This is a genomic window from Citrobacter sp. MGH104 (assembly GCF_001034485.1).
Taxonomy (GTDB): Bacteria; Pseudomonadota; Gammaproteobacteria; order Enterobacterales; family Enterobacteriaceae; genus Citrobacter; species Citrobacter freundii.
In genome coordinates, this window is sequence record NZ_KQ089819.1 from 26159 (window position 1) to 46555 (window position 20397).

Here is a 20397-nt window from a genome sequence, read left to right on the forward strand (position 1 = left end):
CGTTAGAGCGTCCTGAATACCAGTAACAACAGGCAGGCAAAGACCGGTACCGCAGCCGTCAGGCTATCAATACGGTCCAGAATACCACCGTGTCCTGGAATTAAGTGACCACTATCCTTAATACCTGCTTCACGCTTAAACATACTCTCGGTCAGGTCACCCAGCACGGAGGCCAGGGCTGCAACGATGGAGCAAATGAGCAAGGTGACAGGCGCAACTTCAAGATTCGCCCACATGCCATAACCCCATGAGATCACGGCCGCAGTGGCGAGTCCGCCAATAAAACCCTGCCAGGTTTTACCAGGAGAAACCTTCGGTGCCAGCTTATGTTTGCCAAACAGCTTACCAAACATATACGCACCAGAGTCCGCTCCCCAAACGAGGATCATGACATACAGCAGCCATAGCGCGCCACTATAATGATTCTCATCATAGTGCCATGCACGTAGCGCCAGCATTCCCCAAAAAAACGGAACAATGGTTAACACGCCGAAAATTATGCGTAATGTTTTGGAATTACGCCAGACCGACGCAGAGCCGGGATAAAACAATACCAGCAACAGCGCCACGACCCACCAGCCCAGCGACGCCCACAGCGATACTTCAACCAGCGGCTGATGAATATTGCGATGGTATTCCGGCAGTAAGAACAGCATTAGCGCCAGCAATAGCCCGCACAAAACCGCCAGCCAGACTCGCTGTGTACGCGTGGTAAAACCGCTTAACTGTCCCCATTCCCAGGCGGCCAGCATACAAACGACCAGCGTGACAATGGCGAACCCCACCGGCGGCAGCAAAAACAGCGCCGCGATGACAACGGGTATTAAAACAAAAGCAGAAATCAGGCGATACTTCAGCAAAAGCGACCCCCATCAGGCTTTTTCATCACCGGGCTCGGTGCCGCCGAAACGACGCTCACGATTAGCAAAGGCATGCAGCGCACCTTCAAAGTCTTGTTCATCGAAATCGGGCCAGAGAACATCCGTAAAGTAAAGTTCGGCATAGGCAATTTGCCACAACAGAAAATTACTAATTCGATGCTCTCCCCCAGTCCTTATCACTAAATCCACAGGAGCCAGTTCATGCATACAAATTTGCTGCCCAAGCATCTCTTCATCGATTTGCTCTGGACGCAGCAGACCATCCTGCACCTGTTGTGCCAGTTGCCTGACCCCCTGGACTATATCCCACCGTCCACCGTAATTCGCTGCAATATTCAGCGTCAACCCGGTATTCTGGGCAGTAATCGCTTCTGATTTGCGAATCCGTTCTTGCAAACGAGAGTTAAATCGACTGATATCCCCGATAATACGCAGACGTACGTTATGGCGGTGCAGGTTTTTCACTTCACTATCAAGTGCCCACACAAACAGTTCCATTAACGCGCTCACTTCCTGCGCAGGTCGGTTCCAGTTCTCACTGCTAAAGGCATACAGCGTTAACGCATCAATACCGTTATTGGCAGCAAAAGAGACAGCCCGGCGGACGGATTTTGCTCCGGCCTTATGCCCAAAGGCGCGAATCTTCCCTTGCTTTTTCGCCCAGCGGCCATTGCCATCCATGATAATTGCGACATGGCGACAACCATGTGCTGGCAAATTTTCGCTTAATGGTTTAGTTGCAGACAACATAACGCGTTATTAGTCCCTGAAAGGATTTACGGTACTCAGGAATACTGAAGCCCATCCACAAAAAAGCCGTGTCAAACCACGGCTTACCCGACCGAAAAAAAGCAAATACCCGCGATCGGGTGGCGCAGACTATATCACTGAAGCCCAACGCTAACAAATAGCACGATTCTCCGTAGAGGGATTATCATCAGCTTGAGAGTCGCATCACTTCTTTTCTGGCGACGTCCCGCGCGATGGCATCAACCTTCAGCACGTCATCAACGCTCTGCGGCTCCTGCAAATCCATCTTATCCAGCACGGATAAATTCAGGTCAGCAATATCGGTAAATCGGATCTGCTGCGCCAGAAACGCGGCAACGGTAATTTCATTCGCGGCATTAAGTGCAGTCGTCGCCGCCTGCCCTTGCTCAAACGCGTCCATCGCCAGCTTCAGGCACGGATAACGCTGGTAATCAGGTGCTGAAAACGTCAGCGCACTGAGTTTGCAAAAATCGACAGGCTTAACACCGGACGTCACTCGTTCTGGCCATGCCATGGTATGGGCAATAGGTGTACGCATGTCCGGTTCACCCAACTGCGCCAGAACACTACCATCCTGATAACGGACCATCGAATGAATAACCGACTGCGGGTGAATCAGCACTTCCATCTGGCTTGCACTGGCATTAAATAACCAACGCGCTTCAATGTATTCCAGACCTTTGTTCATCATGGTGGCGGAATCGACAGAGATTTTTCGTCCCATCGACCAATTCGGATGACGACATGCCTGATCGGGGGTCATAGAGACCAGATCGCGCAATGGCGTTTCACGGAATGGGCCACCAGACCCGGTAAGCAGAACTGACATGACGCCGTTTTGCTCAAGGTCAGCGTATCCCAGATTGTGTTGGATAGGTTGCGGTAAACTCTGAAAAATCGCGTTATGCTCGCTATCTACCGGCAAAAGCTGCGCTTTGTGACGTTTCACGTCGTCCATAAACAGACGACCGCAGGTCACCAGAGACTCTTTGTTCGCCAGTAAAATACTTTTGCTCGCACGAATTGCCGCCAGCGTTGGCAATAAGCCCGCTGCGCCGACAATTGCAGCCATGACCTGATCAACATCATCCAGCGCAGCCATATCACAGGCAGCCTGCTGACCGCTCATGACCTCTGTGCGACTGCCCTGCTCCAGCAGAGCTGCTTTTACCAACGCAGCGCTTTTTTCATCGTCCATTACCGCATAGCGAGGAGAAAACTCCAGGCATTGCTCTACCATGCGGGCGACATTTTTACCCGCCACCAACGCAGTAACACGAAATTTTTCCGGGTTATGGCGTACTACATCCAGCGTACTGCAACCAATGGAACCGGTTGATCCCAGGATGGTTAATTGCTTCATGAGACATCCAGAAGAATTTTACCCTTTAAGGTATATAGACAGAAAAAAGCAAAACGCCGCCATCCAGCCTTCTCAGGCCTTCTAAGCGGCGTTTTTAGCGTACAGGCGAATCAGAACTGCATCAGTTCCGCTTCTTTCTCTGCCAGCGCCGCATCAACTTTCTTGATTGCAGCGTCAGTCAGTTTCTGTACGTCGTCCTGAGAACGGCGATCGTCATCTTCGCTGATCTCTTTTTCTTTCAACAACGCTTTCACTTTGTCGTTTGCATCGCGGCGTACATTACGTACCGCAACACGCGCGCCTTCAGCTTCGCCACGCACGATCTTGGTCAGATCTTTACGACGTTCTTCAGTCAGCGGCGGCAGCGGAACGCGGATGTCGGAACCCGCAGAGCTTGGATTCAGACCGAGGTCGGAAGCCATGATGGCTTTCTCAACGGCTGGCCCCATAGAACGGTCAAACACGTTGATTTTCAGGGTACGGGAATCTTCAACCGTTACGCTTGCCAGTTGGCGCAGCGGAGTCGGTGTGCCGTAATATTCCACGACAATACCATCCAGCAGGCTAGGAGAAGCACGACCCGTGCGAATTTTGCTGATTTGGTTTTTGAACGCTTCGACGCATTTGTCCATGCGTACTTCAGCATCTTTTCTGATATCGTTGATCACGTTACGAATCCTTGAAAGCTTGTTTCAGTCAGACCATACCCGCCGCGCAAGATGTGACAAGTATAGTCTTGATTAATTTTGAGGGACGTATCCCGCGACATTAAAGCGGAATATTACCTGCATTTAGCCGCAACGGGAATTATTCCGTGATTAACGTGCCTTCTTTTTCACCCATAACAACACGGCGCAGTGCACCTGGTTTGTTCATGTTAAAGACACGAATCGGTAATTTGTGGTCACGAGCCAGCGTGAACGCAGCCAGATCCATGACTTTCAGCTCTTTATCCAGTACTTCAGTGTAGGTCAACTGTTCGTACATGGTCGCCGTTGGATCTTTAGCCGGGTCGGCAGTAAATACGCCATCGACTTTAGTGGCTTTCAGTACCACATCCGCTTCAATTTCAATACCACGCAGGCAGGCTGCTGAATCGGTGGTGAAGAACGGATTGCCGGTACCTGCAGACAAAATAACAACGCGGTTGTTACGCAGCAGGCTAATAGCTTCAGCCCAACTGTAGTTATCACACACGCCGTTCAGAGGAATTGCGGACATCAAGCGAGCGTTCACATAGGCGCGGTGAAGCGCATCGCGCATCGCCAGACCGTTCATTACGGTGGCTAACATGCCCATGTGGTCGCCCACAACGCGGTTCATCCCTGCTTTCGCCAGACCAGCGCCACGGAACAGGTTACCACCACCAATCACTACGCCAACCTGAATACCCAGCTCAACCAGCTCTTTGATTTCCTGAGCCATACGGTCAAGGATGCTTGCATCAATACCGAAGCCTTCTGAACCTTGCAGAGCTTCGCCACTTAACTTAAGCAGAATACGTTTGTAGACGGGTTTTGCATTGGTAGCCATGTTTCTTTCCTGAGACTGTCAACGAATGAGATGAGTTAATTCCGGCGACATTGTATGTCGCTTTTCAGCAGGACCACTATAGCGGTTCGCTGAATTTACAAGCCAGACACAAAAAGAAGCCGCCCTCAGGCGGCTCCTTTCAAAATTAAGACTGCTTGGACATCGCAGCAACTTCTGCTGCAAAGTCAGTCTCAACTTTCTCGATGCCTTCACCCACTTCAAAGCGGATGAAGCCTGTTACGTCAGCGTTATGCTCTTTCAGCAGCTGACCAACAGATTTGCTCGGTTCCATGACGAAAGGCTGACCGGTCAGAGAAACTTCGCCGGTGAATTTCTTCATGCGGCCTTCAACCATTTTCTCTGCGATTTCTTTCGGCTTGCCAGACTGCATAGCGATGTCCAGCTGAACCTGGTATTCTTTTTCTACCACTTCAGCGGAAACGTCTTCCGGCTTAACGAATTCTGGTTTGCTTGCAGCAACGTGCATTGCCAGCTGTTTAACCAGTTCTTCGTCAGCGCCAGTTGCAGCAACCAGAACACCGATACGAGCACCATGCTGGTAGTTACCCAGAACTTCGCCTTCCAGGGAAGCAACGCGACGGATGTTGATGTTCTCACCGATTTTAGCAACCAGAGCAACACGTTCTTCTTCGAACTGTGCTTTCAGAACTTCAACGTCAGTGATTTTGCCAGCAACGGCAGCGTCCAGTACTTTGTCAGCAAATGCCTGGAAACCAGCATCTTTAGCAACGAAGTCAGTCTGGCAGTTAACTTCCAGAATGAAAGCGATGTTGCCGTCGATTTTGGTTTTGATTACGCCGTCAGCAGCAACGTTGCCTGCTTTTTTCGCCGCTTTGATTGCACCGGACTTACGCATGTTTTCGATTGCCAGCTCGATGTCGCCATTAGCTTCAGTCAGTGCTTTTTTGCAATCCATCATGCCTGCGCCAGTACGCTCACGCAGCTCTTTTACCAGGGATGCGGTAATTTCAGCCATTCTAAAATCCTCGGAAGATTTGATCTGCCCGGCATGAAACCGCACAGATTTAAAAGTGAAAAAGGGGGCCATATACAGGCCCCCTAACCAAACGTGATACTACCTGGTCTATAAGGGCTCTAACGAGCGTGCCTTATTATTCAGCTTCTACGAAGCTTTCTTCCGCCTGGGAAGCCAGATCCTGAGAACGGCCTTCACGAACGGTAGTAGCTACAGCGCCCAGGTACAGGGTCACAGCACGGATTGCGTCGTCGTTACCCGGGATAACGAAGTCAACACCGTCCGGATCAGAGTTGGTATCAACGATTGCAAATACTGGGATACCCAGGTTGTTTGCTTCTTTGATAGCAATGTGCTCGTGGTCAGCATCGATTACGAACAGAGCGTCCGGCAGACCGCCCATGTCTTTGATACCGCCCAGGCTGTTTTCCAGTTTCTCAAGCTCACGAGTACGCATCAGCGCTTCTTTCTTGGTCAGCTTTTCGAAAGTACCGTCCTGAGACTGAGTTTCCAGATCTTTCAGACGTTTGATGGACTGACGAACGGTTTTCCAGTTAGTCAGCATACCGCCCAGCCAGCGATGGTTCACGAAGAACTGGTCGCAGCTGTTAGCAGCTTCTTTCACCGCTTCGCTTGCAGCGCGTTTAGTACCAACGAAAAGGATTTTACCTTTACGAGCAGAGATCTTGTTCAGTTCAGCCAGAGCTTCGTTGAACATCGGTACAGTTTTCTCAAGGTTGATGATGTGAACTTTGTTACGCGCACCGAAGATGAACGGCTTCATTTTCGGGTTCCAGTAACGGGTCTGGTGACCGAAGTGAACACCAGCCTTGAGCATGTCGCGCATGGAAACAGTTGCCATGATTAAAACCTCTATATATAAAAGTTGGGGTTAAGCCTCCACGCATCCCATATTACCGACCCCAAAGGGCACCCCGGAATATGTGCCGATACGTGTGTGTTGTTACACAAAGTGAGATTTGTCGCTCCCGTCCATCGTGTGTAGTCTTCGAATGGATCGGAAGTCCGGCGCGCTTTATACCACAAATACGCCATAGACACCAATAATTGTTGGCACTGTGTGCTGTTAATGATTCTCAATTTGGCAGCACGTATGCGGGACTGATACCATTGGCAGCACTTAAACAATTATTGCCGATATCATCGGCACTGATGGACAGAATTCATGGCTATCTCAATCAAGACCCCTGAAGAAATCGAAAAAATGCGCGTCGCTGGCCGCCTGGCCGCTGATGTACTGGAAATGATCGAACCGTTTGTTAAACCGGGCGTCAGCACCGGCGAGCTGGATCGTATCTGTAATGACTATATCGTGAATGAGCAGCAGGCCATTTCCGCCTGCCTGGGTTACCACGGCTATCCGAAGTCCGTGTGTATCTCTATTAATGAAGTGGTGTGCCACGGGATCCCGGACGACGCCAAACTTCTGAAAGACGGCGATATCGTCAACATCGATGTGACTGTGATTAAAGACGAGTACCACGGCGACACCTCGAAAATGTTTATCGTCGGCAAACCTACTATTCTGGGCGAGCGTCTGTGCCGCGTCACGCAGGAAAGCCTGTATCTGGCGCTGCGGATGGTGAAACCGGGCATTCGCCTGCGCACGCTGGGCGCTGCAATTCAGAAATACGCGGAAGGTGAAGGTTTCTCTGTCGTTCGTGAATACTGCGGTCACGGTATCGGTCGCGGCTTCCATGAAGAGCCGCAGGTTCTGCACTACGATGCAGACGACGGCGGTGTGGTACTGCAGCCGGGCATGACGTTCACCGTAGAACCGATGCTGAATGCCGGTGATTACCGCATCCGCACCATGAAAGACGGCTGGACGGTGAAAACCAAAGACCGGAGCTTGTCTGCACAGTACGAGCATACTATTGTAGTGACGGAAAACGGCTGTGAGATTCTGACGTTACGCAAGGATGACACCATCCCGGCGATCATCACACACGGCGAATAATGTTTTGCCTGATGGCGATGCATTCGCATCTTATCAGGCCTACAAATTGTACTACTTAGTAGGCCGGGTAAGGCGTTCACGCCATCATCCGGCTTTTTAATGGGTGGCGCATAATGAATACTCTTCCTGAACAGCACGCAAATACTGCCCTCCCCACCCTGCCTGGCCAGCCACAAAACCCAGGGACATGGCCACAACACGACCTCAACTGCACCGGTATTAAAGCGCATATCGACACCTTCCAGAGCTGGTTAGGCGAAGCGTTTGACAGTGGAATTTCCGCAGAACAGCTCATTGAGGCCCGCACCGAATTTATTGATCAGTTGCTTCAGCGCCTGTGGATTGAAGCCGGTTTCGGTCAAATTGCCGACCTGGCGCTGGTTGCCGTTGGCGGCTACGGGCGCGGCGAACTGCATCCGCTCTCCGATATTGACCTGCTAATCCTCAGTCGTAAAAAGCTACCTGATTCGCAGGCAGAAAAAGTCGGTGAGCTGTTAACGCTGCTATGGGACGTGAGGCTGGAGGTTGGGCACAGCGTGCGTACGCTGGAAGAGTGTCTGCTGGAAGGATTATCAGATTTAACCGTCGCCACTAACCTGATTGAAACACGCCTGCTTATCGGCGATGTGGCGTTATTTCTTGAGCTGCAAAAGCATATTTTTAGCGAAGGTTTCTGGCCGTCCGATAAATTTTACGCCGCCAAAGTGGAAGAGCAAAATCAGCGCCACCAGCGTTATCACGGCACCAGCTACAACCTGGAGCCGGATATCAAAAGCAGTCCCGGCGGCCTGCGCGATATCCATACTCTGCAATGGGTGGCCCGTCGCCATTTTGGCGCCACCTCGCTGGACGAAATGGTCGGCTTCGGCTTTTTGACGCTAGCAGAACGCGCCGAACTGAATGAATGTTTGCATATCCTGTGGCGGATTCGCTTCGCCCTGCATCTGGTCGTTAGTCGTTACGACAACCGCCTGCTGTTTGACCGCCAACTCAGCGTGGCGCAACGGCTAAACTACGGCGGCGAAGGCAACGAGCCGATCGAGCGGATGATGAAAGACTATTTCCGGGTCACGCGACGGGTCAGCGAACTGAACCATATGCTGTTGCAACTGTTCGACGAAGCGATCCTCGCCCTGCCAGCCGATGAAAAACCGCGCCCGATTGATGACGACTTTCAACTGCGCGGCACATTGATCGATCTGCGCAACGACGACCTGTTTATCCGTAAACCCGAAGCGATATTGCGGATGTTCTACATCATGGTACGTAACAGCGCGATCAGCGGGATTTACTCCACCACGCTGCGCCATTTGCGTCATGCCCGCCGTCATTTAACCCAGCCACTCTGCTACATTCCGGAAGCGCGTTCGCTGTTTCTCAGTATGTTGCGCCATCCGGGCGCGGTGAGTCGCGGCCTGCTGCCGATGCATCGGCACAGCGTTTTGTGGGCCTATATGCCGCAATGGTCGCACATTGTCGGCCAAATGCAGTTTGACCTGTTTCATGCCTATACGGTGGATGAGCACACTATCCGTGTGATGCTCAAGCTGGAGAGTTTTGCTAACGAAGAGACCCGTCCGCGCCATCCGCTGTGCGTGGATCTGTGGCCGCGCTTGCGACAGCCGGAGCTAATTCTGATTGCCGCGCTGTTCCACGATATCGCCAAAGGTCGCGGCGGCGATCACTCGGTTCTCGGCGCCCAGGACGTGCTCAAATTCGCCGAACTGCACGGTCTGAACTCACGTGAAACGCAGCTGATCGTCTGGCTGGTGCGTCAGCATTTGCTGATGTCGGTGACCGCTCAGCGCCGTGATATTCAGGATCCGGAAGTGATCAAGCAATTCGCTGAAGAAGTACAAACGGAACATCGTCTGCGCTTTTTAGTGTGCCTGACCGTCGCGGATATTTGCGCTACTAACGAAACGCTGTGGAATAGCTGGAAGCAAAGTCTGCTGCGCGAGCTGTACTTTGCGACGGAAAAACAACTACGTCGTGGGATGCAAAACACGCCAGATATGCGCGAACGCGTTCGCCATCATCAGCTTCAGGCACTGGCGCTACTGCGTATGGACAACATTGATGAAGAAGCGCTGCACCACATCTGGTCGCGCTGTCGCGCCAACTATTTCGTGCGCCACAGCCCAAATCAACTGGCCTGGCATGCGCGTCATCTGCTGCAGCACGATCTCAGTAAGCCGCTAATCCTGCTCAGCCCGCAGGCCACGCGCGGCGGAACGGAAATTTTTATCTGGAGCCCCGATCGCCCTTACCTGTTTGCCGCCGTCTGCGCCGAACTGGACAGGCGCAATCTAAGCGTCCACGATGCGCAGATTTTCACTACCCGCGATGGGATGGCGATGGATACGTTCATCGTGCTGGAACCGGACGGCAGCCCGCTGTCTTCAGACCGACACGAAGCGATCCGTTTTGGACTGGAACAGGCGATCACGCAGCGCAGCTGGCAGCCACCGCAACCACGTCGTCAGCCGGCAAAATTACGCCACTTTACCGTCGATACCGAGGTTACTTTCCTGCCGACCCACACCGACCGAAAATCATTCCTTGAGCTTATCGCTCTCGACCAGCCTGGACTGCTGGCGCGGGTCGGGCAGATTTTTGCCGATCTGGGAATTTCGCTGCATGGCGCCCGAATTACAACCATTGGCGAGCGAGTAGAAGATTTATTCATAATCGCCACCGCCGACCGGCGCGCCCTTAATAATGAGCTGCAGCAGGAAGTGCATCAACGGTTGACAGAGGCCCTCAATCCAAACGATAAAGGGTGATGTTTTTATTTATTATGGAAAGAGTTTAACAATGCAGCAGTTACAGAACGTTATTGAGTCCGCTTTCGAGCGCCGTGCCGACATTACTCCGGCAAATGTAGATACCGTAACCCGCGAAGCGGTGAATCAGGTTATTGCTTTACTGGATTCCGGTGCACTGCGCGTCGCAGAAAAGATTGAGGGTCAGTGGGTCACGCATCAGTGGCTGAAAAAGGCGGTCCTGCTCTCTTTCCGTATTAACGATAATCAGGTTATCGAGGGTGCGGAAAGTCGTTACTTCGATAAAGTGCCGATGAAATTCGCCAACTACGACGAAGCACGCTTCCAGAAAGAAGGTTTCCGCGTGGTTCCGCCAGCGGCCGTACGCCAGGGTGCGTTTATCGCCCGTAACACCGTGCTGATGCCGTCTTACGTGAACATCGGCGCTTATGTGGATGAAGGTACGATGGTTGATACCTGGGCGACCGTGGGTTCCTGCGCGCAAATTGGTAAAAACGTTCACCTGTCCGGCGGCGTTGGCATCGGTGGCGTACTGGAGCCGTTACAGGCTAACCCGACCATCATCGAAGACAACTGCTTCATCGGCGCACGTTCTGAGGTGGTTGAAGGCGTGATCGTCGAAGAAGGCTCTGTTATCTCTATGGGCGTGTACATTGGTCAGAGCACCCGTATTTACGATCGTGAAACCGGCGAAGTGCATTATGGTCGCGTTCCGGCGGGCTCTGTGGTTGTCTCCGGCAACCTGCCGTCGAAAGATGGCAAATACAGCCTGTACTGCGCGGTGATTGTGAAGAAAGTCGATGCCAAAACGCGTGGCAAAGTAGGAATCAACGAACTGTTACGCACCATCGACTAACAGTGATTTGAAAAAGCGGGCTTAGCCCGCTTTTTTTACATCTGCGAGTGGCATAAACAAGGCTTTTCGTTAATTATTCAATGGTTATGGTGAGCTTAAGGGTACCGCTATGTATGACAATCTGAAAAGTCTGGGCATTACTAATCCTGAAGAAATCGATCGTTACAGCCTGCGGCAAGAAGCCAACAACGATATCCTGAAAATCTATTTCCAGAAGGATAAAGGCGAGTTTTTTGCCAAGAGCGTGAAGTTCAAATATCCCCGTCAGCGTAAAACGGTTGTCGCCGATGGCGTCGGCCAGGGTTACAAAGAAGTGCAGGAGATCAGTCCCAACCTGCGCTATGTGATCGACGAACTGGATCAGATCTGCCAGCGCGATCGCAGCGAAGTCGATCTTAAACGCAAGATCCTTGATGATTTACGTCATCTGGAAAGCGTCGTGACCAACAAGATCAGCGAAATTGAAGCCGATCTGGAAAAACTAACGCGTAAATAACCGCGAGTGAATGTGTTCGTAGGCCGGGTAAGGCGAAGTCGCCCCCCGGCATTTTACCTGATAAGCGTAGCGCCAACAGACAAGGAATTAATGCTGCTCATCCAGTTGTAGCGCGACATACAGCAGCAGTCGGTCGTCAAAATTCCCTAAATCCAGCCCGGTCAGCTCTGAAATTCGGTTCAGGCGATATTCCAGCGTATTACGGTGGATAAATAACGCTTTTGAGGTCGCCAGCGGCTGAACGTTATGCCGAAACCACGCCGCTAATGTTCGACGCAGTAAGCCGTTGTTATCCATTGCTTTCAGCCGTACCAGCGGACGCGCCAGCTCGTTGGCCTGCCAGCCGCCGCGCAGGCTGTCCAGCAGAACTGGCAGCATCAAATCCTGGTAGAAATAGCTACGGCTTTCCGGCATCCGTTGCTTGCCGACCATCATGGTCGTGCGCGCCGTACGATACGAACGGGCAATACTGCCTGGCCCGGTAAAATAGTTGCCCAGCGACACGCGAAAACGCAGCTGTCCGTTCTCTTTCATGCGAGCAATGAGCTGCTCAACACGCTTGCGGTGATCTTCCGCGTCCCAGCGACCAAACTGATTGAGCGCCGGTTTCAGCACCACCATCTCGGTCAGGGAAACAATCGCAATCAGATTATTACGTTCAGGCGTAGTCAACGCGTTCTGCAATTGCTGTAGCTCCGCCATCGCGCTGTCAACGCCAAGCTGGCCACTATCAACCTCTACCACTGCCACCACGCGCGGCTGGTTCAAATCAATGCCTAAACGTTGCGCCCACTCCATCAGCGCCGGGGTATTCTCTTCCGCCTGAATCAGATTCATCACCAGCTCTTCACGCAGGCGGCTATCCTGCGCTAACAGATGCATCAGGCGCGACTGCTCCAGCATCATTTCGGCTGTCATGCACACCAGCTCGCCGTATTTACGTAGATGTTCCGGTTCACCGGTAAGCCCGATAACGCCAACGATTTCGCCTTCCAGACGCAACGGCAGGTTTATCCCCTGACGCACGCCGTGCAAATGCCTCGCCACTGCATCGTCAATGTCCACCACCCGGCCCTGCGAAAGCACCAGCAGCGCACCTTCGTGCAATTCACCAATGCGTTCGCGATCGCCACTGCCAATGATCCGCCCACGGGCATCCATTACGTTGATATTGGTATCAATGATGCGCATGGTTCGCGCCACGATATCCTGCGCCATTTTGGTATCAAGATGCCAGCCAGCCATAAACCCCTCCTGTGAGCAGAGCTCAAGCATAGGGAAGATAATAAGCGGCGACATTGTGCAAATGCACAAAGCGGAAGGGAGAAATATGGAGTTGTGGGAGGTATCACAAAAAGAACCCCTTCCTGTACAGGAAGGGGTTGAGGGAGATTACTGCATCAACAGATAGATGGAGCTGTCGCCACGCTGAATGTTCAGCGCCAGCACAGCGGGTTTGCTGTCGAGGATTTTGCGCAATTCGGCGATGTTTTTCACCGGCTGCTGATTCGCACCGATAATCACATCCCCTTTCTTCAGGCCGATCTGTGCAGCCGGAGAATTCGGTTTCACGTCGCTTACCACGACACCTTTATCCTGGCCTTTGTTGCTCATATCGGCACCTTCAATGCCTTTGAAGATAGAGCTGGAATCAACCTGAGTCTGGCTGCTCTGCTGCAATTCCAGGTTCACGGTGACCGGCTTACCGTCACGCAGCAGACCCAGGGTGATTTTGCTGCCGACCGGCATCGTCCCCACCTGCGCACGCAGAGCGGCGAAGCTGCTGATTGGTTTGCCGTTCAGGGAGGTAATCACATCCCCGGCTTTAATACCGGCTTTCGCTGCGGAAGAGTTCGGCATTACCTGGCTGACGAATGCGCCACGCTGAGCGTCAACTTTCATCGCTTTCGCCAGCTCAGAGCTCAGTTCGGTCCCCATAATACCCAGCTCACCACGTTTAACCTGACCAAACTCAACCATCTGCGAAGTCAGGTTTTTCACCATGTTGCTTGGGATTGCAAAACCGATACCGATGTTACCGCCGTCCGGCGCGAGGATCGCGGTGTTAATGCCGATCAGCTCACCGTTCAGATTGACCAGCGCGCCACCGGAGTTACCCCGGTTGATCGCAGCATCCGTCTGAATAAAGTTTTCATAGTTCTCCGCATTCAGGCCGCTACGGCCCAGAGCAGAAACGATGCCGGAGGTCACGGTCTCACCGAGGCCAAACGGGTTACCGATTGCTACGGTGTAATCCCCCACGCGCAGCGCGTCGGAGTCTGCCAGCTTAATCGCCGTCAGGTTTTTCGGATCCTGAATTTGGATCAGCGCGATATCGGAGCGTGGATCTTTGCCCACGATCTTCGCGTCAAATTTACGGCCATCGCTCAACTGAACCTTAATTACCGTAGCGTTATCCACCACGTGGTTGTTGGTCACGACATACCCTTTCGCAGCATCAATAATTACGCCGGAACCCAGCGCCATAAATTTCTGCTGCTGGCCGCCGCCGTTACCAGCGCCCGGTGCGCCGCCCTGGCAGAACGGTGAACTCTGGAACGGAGATCCGTCCTGGCAGAACGGTGAATTATCACCAAAGAACTGCTGGAAATTACGCGGCATACGCGGCGTATTCACCGTCGTGCTCCCCTCGACGTTAATACTTACCACCGATGGCATCACTTTTTCGAGCATCGGGGCCAGGCTTGGCATCTGTTGGGCGGTCATTGCTGAAGACGACGTCTCAGCCGCAGTTGCAGACAGGGGGGACAACGCCAAACCTAAACTCAGAGCCAGTGCACTCATTGCTAATGTGGTTTTTTTCATGTGTTTCGTTCTCGATTAACAGGTAACGCAAAATTGCTGTATACGTCAGAGTCGTTTTATAACGCTAAGTTCCAGAATTGAGTTTAAGGAAAAAGTAAAATTTTATTGGCCGTCTTTACAAATGAGTATTTATTGTTCTACGGCCATCAAGCGACGATATTCATCCCAGGCATACAAATCTGTCATCCCGCTGATATAATCCTGGATCAACCGGCAGCGATAATAATATTCCAGAACCGAATACTCAGCGCACTCCGTCGATATTTTACTAACCGCCTCAACATACGCAAGACGATGGCGGGTAGACAACTTCTGAAATAAACGCGACTCGATAGGAAAACGTTTTACTCTTTCATTGTCGACCAGTTCAGTAAAATCTGACTGAGACATTTTCAATAACGGTTGATAGATCTCCAGCAACCCGCTGATCACCCGATAGCCCTGTAATTCCAGTTGCTCAACATCCGGATGGCTAAACACATGTTTTACCGCCACATTCTTATAAACGCCCAGTAACTGGCTGAAGCTACTGGCATCTTCTAACAGCGCATGATTAAAGCTGCCTTCATAAATCTGCGGCAAATTATCAATAAACCGCTGGGCCGCATACGGAACCAGTTTATTCAGCGTATTGACGCGTAAATACATAAAGAACTGATCTTCGGTGCTGCGGCTTAATGTATTTGAACGTGATTTTTCCCAGGCGTTCTCAACAACCTGACTAAACAGAGAGCCTTTTTCGTGATGCCCCCACGCTTCATGCAGATGATGGTAAAGTTGCTCGACGCTAAAGATTCTTTTCTCAACGGCATCTTCCAGGTCGGCCACGCAATATGAGATATCATCGGCAGCTTCCATAATCCAGGTTAATGGAAAACGACTGTAAGGTGCTAATGATAATTCTTTACGTAACCGCTCAATATACGGTTCCTCGGAAAGGTAATAACCAGGCTTCTTCATTAAATAGTTGTGCGTCTCGGGTGCACTGCCGCGCCACCATGCCGGACGGGTATATTTTAAAATACCGCCAACCTGCGCCCAGGTAAGGTTCATACGCATCAAAGTATGCACCAGACGAATACCCTGCGCATTGCCTTCAAAATGACACAAGTCCTGGCGTACCTTGCGGCGAATATCATTCAGCGACTCTTCACCTTCACGCAAACGTAATGCCGTCACCTGGCAGCGGTCATCACTCAGAGGCTGACTTTCCGCGTCGGCGGGATACAACCGCTGGCGAAACCAGTCATTAATCGCCGCTTCGCCAAAATGACCAAACGGCGGATTACCGATGTCATGCATCAGGCACGACATTTCGACAATACTCTCAAACGGTCCCGTCAGTTCATCCAGACCATACTGCTCCAGCAGCTTTAGCTCTTTCAGTCGGCTGAGGATCTCTTTCGCGATATAGCGCCCAACCTGCTGCACTTCCATCGAGTGCGTCAGACGCGTACGCACCGCTGCATTACGCTCCAGCGGAAAGACCTGGGTTTTTTGTTGCAGCCGGCGAATAGCCGGAGAATTGATAATACGTCCACGATCGCTTTCAAAAATTCGCAGGATCTCATGCTCCGTCTTCACGCCCTGCGGCGAACGGTAACGGCGATGCCAGTTTATTTTTTTTCGGAAATCGATCTGTACCATATCCTCTCCCGCCTGAGAAATGCGCTACCCCTTAAGCGCATGATAGACTATGCCCTCAAATCTGGCTTATCGCGAGTAAATCTATGAAAATCGGCATCATTGGTGCAATGGAAGAAGAAGTTACGCTGCTGCGTGACAAAATCGAAAACCGTCAGACCATCACGCTCGGCGGTTGTGAAATTTACACCGGCCAACTGAACGGTACTGAGGTTGCGCTTCTGAAATCAGGTATCGGTAAAGTGGCTGCGGCGCTCGGCGCTACGCTGCTGCTTGAACGCTGCAAGCCGGACGCCATCATTAATACCGGTTCCGCGGGCGGCCTGGCCTCTACGCTGAAAGTCGGCGATATCGTAGTTTCTGATGAAGCGCGCTATCACGACGCCGACGTCACTGCCTTTGGTTATGAATTTGGTCAGCTACCGGGTTGCCCGGCTGGTTTTAAAGCCGATCCTGCGTTGATTGCAGCCGCAGAATCTTGCATCGCCGAACTCAATCTGAACGCTGTTCGCGGACTTATCGTCAGCGGCGATGCATTCATTAATGGTTCCGTGGGGCTGGCTAAAATTAAGCATAACTTCCCGCAGGCGATTGCCGTTGAGATGGAAGCGACCGCAATTGCGCACGTTTGCCACAACTTTAAGGTGCCATTTGTCGTGGTTCGCGCTATCTCTGACGTTGCCGATCAGCAGTCCCATCTCAGCTTTGACGAATTCCTGGTGGTTGCCGCGAAGCAGTCAAGCCTGATGGTTGAAACGCTGGTGCAGAAACTGGCGCATGGCTAAATTATTCTCCAGGGCGCTGGTCGCCCTGCTTTTCACTCTCCCGGCGTTCCTTTACGCCGCACCGCGTGTTGTAACGCTTTCTCCTGCCAATACCGAACTCGCTTTTGCCGCAGGCATTACCCCAGTTGGCGTCAGCAGCTACTCAAACTACCCGCCAGAAGCCAAAAATATTGAAGAGGTCTCAACATGGCAAGGTATGAATCTTGAGCGTATTGTGGCGCTGAAGCCTGATTTGGTCATCGCCTGGCGCGGGGGAAATGCTGAGCGGCAGGTGAATCAACTGACCTCCCTGGGAATTAAGGTCATCTGGGTGGACGCCGTTACCATTGAGCAGGTTGCCGATGCGCTACGCCAGTTGGCTGCGTGGAGCCCCAAGCCTGAACAAGCTAAACAGGCGGCGCAAACCATGCTTGATGACTATGCTTTACTTAAATCTCAGTATGCCAACAAACCGAAAAAACGCGTGTTTCTCCAGTTTGGTGCCAATCCTCTGTTTACCAGTGGAAAAGGTTCTATTCAGCACGAAGTTCTTGAGGTATGCGGCGGAGAAAACATCTTTGCCGGTAGCCGGGTTCCCTGGCCGCAGGTTAGCCGTGAGCAGGTCCTGGCACGAGCCCCCCAGGCTATTGTTGCAACCGGCGGTCCGGGCGAAACTCTGAAAATTGAGCAATACTGGGGAAACCAGCTAAAAATACCCGTTATTACACTTAATAGTGACTGGTTCGAACGCGCGAGCCCGCGTATTATCCTCGCCGCAAAACAACTCTGTAATGCGCTTTCACAGATAAATTAGCGCCTGCCCCCACCAGGTCTGTTGTGAGGATTTAAAAATGCTCGTCTATTGGCTTGATATTGTCGGCACCGCGGTATTTGCAATCTCTGGCGTATTACTGGCCGGAAAATTACGTATGGATCCGTTTGGCGTCCTGGTCCTCGGCGTGGTTACCGCCGTCGGTGGTGGTACGATCCGCGATATGGCGCTGGATAATGGACCGGTTTTTTGGGTTAAAGATCCAACAGATCTGGTCGTGGCGATGATCACCAGCATGCTGACGATCCTGTTGGTACGGCAGCCAAGACGCCTGCCGAAATGGATCCTTCCGGTGCTTGATGCCGTTGGCCTGGCGGTGTTCGTGGGTATTGGCGTCAACAAGGCCTTTCTCGCAGGAACAGGCCCCTTGGTGGCGATTTGTATGGGGGTGATTACCGGCGTCGGCGGTGGGATCATTCGCGATGTATTAGCACGTGAAGTCCCGATGATTTTGCGTACCGAGATCTACGCCACAGCCTGTATTATCGGCGGGATCGTGCATGCGACGGCGTTTTATACCTTTGATGTTTCATTGGAAAACGCCAGTATGATGGGGATGATTGTCACCCTGCTGATTCGGCTTGCCGCCATTCGCTGGCATTTGAAATTGCCGACGTTTGCGCTGGATGATAACGGACGTTAACATGATGATGCAGAATATGTAGGCCGGATAAGGCGTTTACGCCGCCATCCGGCACATTGCCCGGTGGCGCTACGCTTACCGGGCCTACACCATCAGACCACTGGTATTACAGACAGCAATCAGATGCTGAAAGAAGAACCACACCCGCAGGTGCTTTTCGCATTCGGGTTAGTCACAACGAAGCGGGAACCTTCCAGACCTTCGGTATAGTCAACCGCGCCGCCCACCAGATATTGCAGGCTCATCGGGTCAACCACCAGACCAACACCTTGTTTCTCAATGGTCATATCACCATCGTTCACCTGATCGTCAAAGGTGAAACCGTACTGGAAACCGCTGCAACCACCGCCGGTGATATACACACGTAATTTCAGATTCGGGTTATCTTCGTCAGCGATCAGGCTTTTTACTTTATTGGCTGCTGCTTCAGTAAATTGCAGTGGCAGCGCTACGTCATCACTCATATTTTGCTCCAAACGACATTGGCAATTGGGCAAATTATAACCCAATGGTTAAGGCCATTATCTAATACCCTGGTATTTCGTTCAAGTATTCTCGCCAGCGGCTGTACCCTGGCTTTTAGCCGCCTGCTCCGCTTCCTGTTTTGCCAGCGTACGGGCAAGGATAGTCGAGTATAGCGGCTTTCCGCCCATAAATTGGGCTAATAGTGTTGCGCCAAGACAGGTAATAATCATTGGCAAAATGAGCTGATAGTTATCGGTCATCTCCAGCACCAGCACAATACCGGTGAGCGGCGCTCTTACCGACGCCGCCAACAATGCTCCCATTCCGGCGATGGCGAAGGTCCCGGCCTCCAGATGATAATGCGGAAAAGAGGCCGCTGCCGCCATACCGAACGCGGTGCCAAGCAACGTGCCTAATGCCAGCATCGGGGCAAATATCCCGCCGGGCGCGCCGGACGAGAAGCACAGCAGCGTGGTAATGACGCGGGCAATAAAGATAAACAGCAGTAAACCAACGCTGAAATTCCCTGCCGCAGCGATAGGTATCAGGTTAAACCCGCCTCCAGCCGCTTCAGGTGTAATTAAGCCAAGGATCCCGCACAGACCGCCGATCGCACCGCCCATCAGCACCCATTTTTTGAGATCGCCTCCGTGGAAACGCTGGAACATATCCTGAGTCCGCAACACCATGGTGTTGAACAACGGTCCGACACAGCCAAAAATAACCCCCAGGACCAGATACAACCACAGCGTGTTCACCGGCGCATTGGAGAGCTTCCCAACTTCAATAAGCGGTGCCTCGCCGTTGAAAACACGAAACACAATGCTCGACATGATGACGCCGGTAAACACGGCTTTGATCGAGACAAGGTTATAGCGAAACTGCGGGCGCATCTCTTCAATAATGAACAGGATCCCCGCCAGAGGGGCGTTAAACGCCGCCGAAAGGCCCGCTGCCGCACCGGTCGCCAATAAGGTATGTCGCGCTTCTGCGCTACGCATGCGGAAAATATCCAGCACCATGCGCCCGAGGTTACCACCGATCTGCACGGTCGGTCCTTCTCGCCCGAGCACCATACCGGCACCCAGCGTGCCCATACCGCCGAAAAATTTCACCGGCAGTACGCGCCACCAGCGCACAGGCCGCAGCTCTTCCAGCGCGCCTTCAATCTCTGGGATCCCCGAACCACCGGCTTCCGGCGCAAATTTACGCACCAGAAAGTAGCCAACCATCGCCAGCAACGCAGAGAGAATAAATGCCAGCGGCCACAGCAGAATGGCATGGTCCGCAACCTGAGCCAGCGCGCCAATGCGCTGATTCTGCACCCAGGTCACCGCTTTCTCAAATGCCACGCCAACAAGCCCTGTCACTGTACCCACTACGGCAGCCATCAACAGGATCGCCAACGGCGTTTTGTCTCGTTCCAGGAGTCGACGGATTTGATCCCTGCGGCGTAAACGCACAATTTGTTGTGCTTCAAAAGAGGGAGTGTCTGTCTTCATCAGATGATCATTAATTGGTAATACAAATACGGAATCGGCATTCTACTCGCACATTTC

The 20397-nt window shown here is 52.3% G+C and carries 19 protein-coding genes and 1 pseudogene; 7 read left to right on the plus strand and 13 right to left on the minus strand.

The features are described 5' to 3' along the window. Positions 1–2 precede the first annotated feature (2 nt). The 7 genes from cdsA to rpsB all read right to left on the minus strand — a co-directional run bounded on the left by cdsA (position 3) and on the right by rpsB (position 6407). Complete coding sequence (gene cdsA / locus SK34_RS18560; protein ID WP_003018541.1) at positions 3–860, minus strand: phosphatidate cytidylyltransferase; 858 nt, start codon at positions 858–860, stop codon at positions 3–5. Positions 861–872: 12 nt separating this feature from the next. After that, complete coding sequence (gene ispU / locus SK34_RS18565) at positions 873–1631, minus strand: (2E,6E)-farnesyl-diphosphate-specific ditrans,polycis-undecaprenyl-diphosphate synthase (protein WP_003018543.1); 759 nt, start codon at positions 1629–1631, stop codon at positions 873–875. A gap of 187 nt (positions 1632–1818) precedes the next feature. After that, a complete protein-coding gene (gene ispC, locus SK34_RS18570; protein ID WP_048233869.1) occupies positions 1819–3015 on the minus strand; it encodes a 1-deoxy-D-xylulose-5-phosphate reductoisomerase in 1197 nt (398 codons plus the stop codon). A gap of 110 nt (positions 3016–3125) precedes the next feature. After that, positions 3126–3683 carry a ribosome recycling factor gene (gene frr / locus SK34_RS18575; RefSeq protein ID WP_003018547.1) on the minus strand — a complete coding sequence of 186 codons (558 nt, stop codon included), beginning with the start codon at positions 3681–3683 and terminating at the stop codon, positions 3126–3128. Between the two features lie 139 nt (positions 3684–3822). Next, positions 3823–4548: a UMP kinase gene (gene pyrH / locus SK34_RS18580; protein WP_003018549.1), complete on the minus strand. Its 726-nt coding sequence runs from the start codon at positions 4546–4548 to the stop codon at positions 3823–3825. A gap of 145 nt (positions 4549–4693) precedes the next feature. Beyond that, positions 4694–5545 carry a translation elongation factor Ts gene (tsf, locus tag SK34_RS18585; protein WP_003018551.1) on the minus strand — a complete coding sequence of 284 codons (852 nt, stop codon included), beginning with the start codon at positions 5543–5545 and terminating at the stop codon, positions 4694–4696. 136 nt (positions 5546–5681) lie between these two features. Further along, positions 5682–6407 (minus strand): 30S ribosomal protein S2, encoded by a 726-nt coding sequence (gene rpsB / locus SK34_RS18590; RefSeq protein WP_003018553.1) that lies wholly within the window; start codon positions 6405–6407, stop codon positions 5682–5684. A 324-nt stretch (positions 6408–6731) separates the two neighbouring features. On the opposite strand from rpsB, the gene map reads away from it, so the two are divergent. The 4 genes from map to SK34_RS18610 all read left to right on the plus strand — a co-directional run bounded on the left by map (position 6732) and on the right by SK34_RS18610 (position 11664). Further along, on the plus strand, positions 6732–7526 hold the full coding sequence (map, locus tag SK34_RS18595) for a type I methionyl aminopeptidase (protein ID WP_003018555.1): 795 nt from the start codon (positions 6732–6734) through the stop codon (positions 7524–7526). 113 nt (positions 7527–7639) lie between these two features. After that, positions 7640–10312: a bifunctional uridylyltransferase/uridylyl-removing protein GlnD gene (gene glnD / locus SK34_RS18600; protein WP_003837534.1), complete on the plus strand. Its 2673-nt coding sequence runs from the start codon at positions 7640–7642 to the stop codon at positions 10310–10312. A 31-nt stretch (positions 10313–10343) separates the two neighbouring features. Then, on the plus strand, positions 10344–11168 hold the full coding sequence (gene dapD / locus SK34_RS18605; RefSeq protein ID WP_003837532.1) for a 2,3,4,5-tetrahydropyridine-2,6-dicarboxylate N-succinyltransferase: 825 nt from the start codon (positions 10344–10346) through the stop codon (positions 11166–11168). Positions 11169–11277: 109 nt separating this feature from the next. Beyond that, a complete protein-coding gene (locus SK34_RS18610) occupies positions 11278–11664 on the plus strand; it encodes a DUF3461 family protein (protein ID WP_003018562.1) in 387 nt (128 codons plus the stop codon). 87 nt (positions 11665–11751) lie between these two features. Here the strand turns inward: SK34_RS18610 and cdaR are convergent, their stop codons facing one another. The 3 genes from cdaR to dgt form a co-directional block, all read right to left on the minus strand. Then, complete coding sequence (cdaR, locus tag SK34_RS18615) at positions 11752–12909, minus strand: DNA-binding transcriptional regulator CdaR (protein WP_003018564.1); 1158 nt, start codon at positions 12907–12909, stop codon at positions 11752–11754. A gap of 147 nt (positions 12910–13056) precedes the next feature. Then, positions 13057–14490 (minus strand): serine endoprotease DegP, encoded by a 1434-nt coding sequence (degP, locus tag SK34_RS18620; RefSeq protein ID WP_003018567.1) that lies wholly within the window; start codon positions 14488–14490, stop codon positions 13057–13059. A gap of 129 nt (positions 14491–14619) precedes the next feature. After that, positions 14620–16137 (minus strand): dGTPase, encoded by a 1518-nt coding sequence (gene dgt, locus SK34_RS18625; protein WP_003845805.1) that lies wholly within the window; start codon positions 16135–16137, stop codon positions 14620–14622. 83 nt (positions 16138–16220) lie between these two features. Between dgt and mtnN the strand changes: the two genes are divergently transcribed. The 3 genes from mtnN to SK34_RS18640 are packed head-to-tail and all read left to right on the plus strand — an operon-like array spanning position 16221 to position 18373. Next, positions 16221–16919, plus strand: coding sequence for a 5'-methylthioadenosine/S-adenosylhomocysteine nucleosidase (gene mtnN / locus SK34_RS18630; protein WP_003018572.1), 699 nt, complete (start codon positions 16221–16223; stop codon positions 16917–16919). After that, positions 16912–17712, plus strand: coding sequence for a vitamin B12 ABC transporter substrate-binding protein BtuF (gene btuF / locus SK34_RS18635; protein ID WP_003845800.1), 801 nt, complete (start codon positions 16912–16914; stop codon positions 17710–17712). Before mtnN ends, btuF begins: the two co-directional genes overlap by 8 nt. Positions 17713–17749: 37 nt before the next feature. Further along, positions 17750–18373 carry a TRIC cation channel family protein gene (locus SK34_RS18640; protein ID WP_003018578.1) on the plus strand — a complete coding sequence of 208 codons (624 nt, stop codon included), beginning with the start codon at positions 17750–17752 and terminating at the stop codon, positions 18371–18373. A gap of 119 nt (positions 18374–18492) precedes the next feature. On the opposite strand, the gene erpA is transcribed toward SK34_RS18640, so the two are convergent. The 3 genes and pseudogenes from erpA to clcA form a co-directional block, all read right to left on the minus strand. After that, positions 18493–18837 carry an iron-sulfur cluster insertion protein ErpA gene (gene erpA, locus SK34_RS18645; protein ID WP_003018581.1) on the minus strand — a complete coding sequence of 115 codons (345 nt, stop codon included), beginning with the start codon at positions 18835–18837 and terminating at the stop codon, positions 18493–18495. Further along, positions 18830–18895 (minus strand): annotated as a pseudogene (gene yadW, locus SK34_RS24875) (small protein YadW). The gene erpA and the pseudogene yadW overlap by 8 nt, the downstream one beginning before the upstream one ends. 23 nt (positions 18896–18918) lie before the next feature. Continuing rightward, entirely contained in the window at positions 18919–20340 is a 1422-nt protein-coding gene (gene clcA, locus SK34_RS18650; RefSeq protein ID WP_048233871.1) for a H(+)/Cl(-) exchange transporter ClcA, read from the minus strand. Positions 20341–20397: the final 57 nt, after the last annotated feature.

Coding starts and splice junctions, on each gene's coding strand:
- ispU (WP_003018543.1), bottom strand. CDS start 1,631: ATGTTGTCTGCAACTAAACCATTAAGCGAAAATTTGCCAGCACATGGT.
- ispC (WP_048233869.1), bottom strand. CDS start 3,015: ATGAAGCAATTAACCATCCTGGGATCAACCGGTTCCATTGGTTGCAGT.
- pyrH (WP_003018549.1), bottom strand. CDS start 4,548: ATGGCTACCAATGCAAAACCCGTCTACAAACGTATTCTGCTTAAGTTA.
- tsf (WP_003018551.1), bottom strand. CDS start 5,545: ATGGCTGAAATTACCGCATCCCTGGTAAAAGAGCTGCGTGAGCGTACT.
- rpsB (WP_003018553.1), bottom strand. CDS start 6,407: ATGGCAACTGTTTCCATGCGCGACATGCTCAAGGCTGGTGTTCACTTC.
- map (WP_003018555.1), top strand. CDS start 6,732: ATGGCTATCTCAATCAAGACCCCTGAAGAAATCGAAAAAATGCGCGTC.
- glnD (WP_003837534.1), top strand. CDS start 7,640: ATGAATACTCTTCCTGAACAGCACGCAAATACTGCCCTCCCCACCCTG.
- dapD (WP_003837532.1), top strand. CDS start 10,344: ATGCAGCAGTTACAGAACGTTATTGAGTCCGCTTTCGAGCGCCGTGCC.
- SK34_RS18610 (WP_003018562.1), top strand. CDS start 11,278: ATGTATGACAATCTGAAAAGTCTGGGCATTACTAATCCTGAAGAAATC.
- cdaR (WP_003018564.1), bottom strand. CDS start 12,909: ATGGCTGGCTGGCATCTTGATACCAAAATGGCGCAGGATATCGTGGCG.
- degP (WP_003018567.1), bottom strand. CDS start 14,490: ATGAAAAAAACCACATTAGCAATGAGTGCACTGGCTCTGAGTTTAGGT.
- dgt (WP_003845805.1), bottom strand. CDS start 16,137: ATGGTACAGATCGATTTCCGAAAAAAAATAAACTGGCATCGCCGTTAC.
- mtnN (WP_003018572.1), top strand. CDS start 16,221: ATGAAAATCGGCATCATTGGTGCAATGGAAGAAGAAGTTACGCTGCTG.
- btuF (WP_003845800.1), top strand. CDS start 16,912: ATGGCTAAATTATTCTCCAGGGCGCTGGTCGCCCTGCTTTTCACTCTC.
- SK34_RS18640 (WP_003018578.1), top strand. CDS start 17,750: ATGCTCGTCTATTGGCTTGATATTGTCGGCACCGCGGTATTTGCAATC.
- erpA (WP_003018581.1), bottom strand. CDS start 18,837: ATGAGTGATGACGTAGCGCTGCCACTGCAATTTACTGAAGCAGCAGCC.
- clcA (WP_048233871.1), bottom strand. CDS start 20,340: ATGAAGACAGACACTCCCTCTTTTGAAGCACAACAAATTGTGCGTTTA.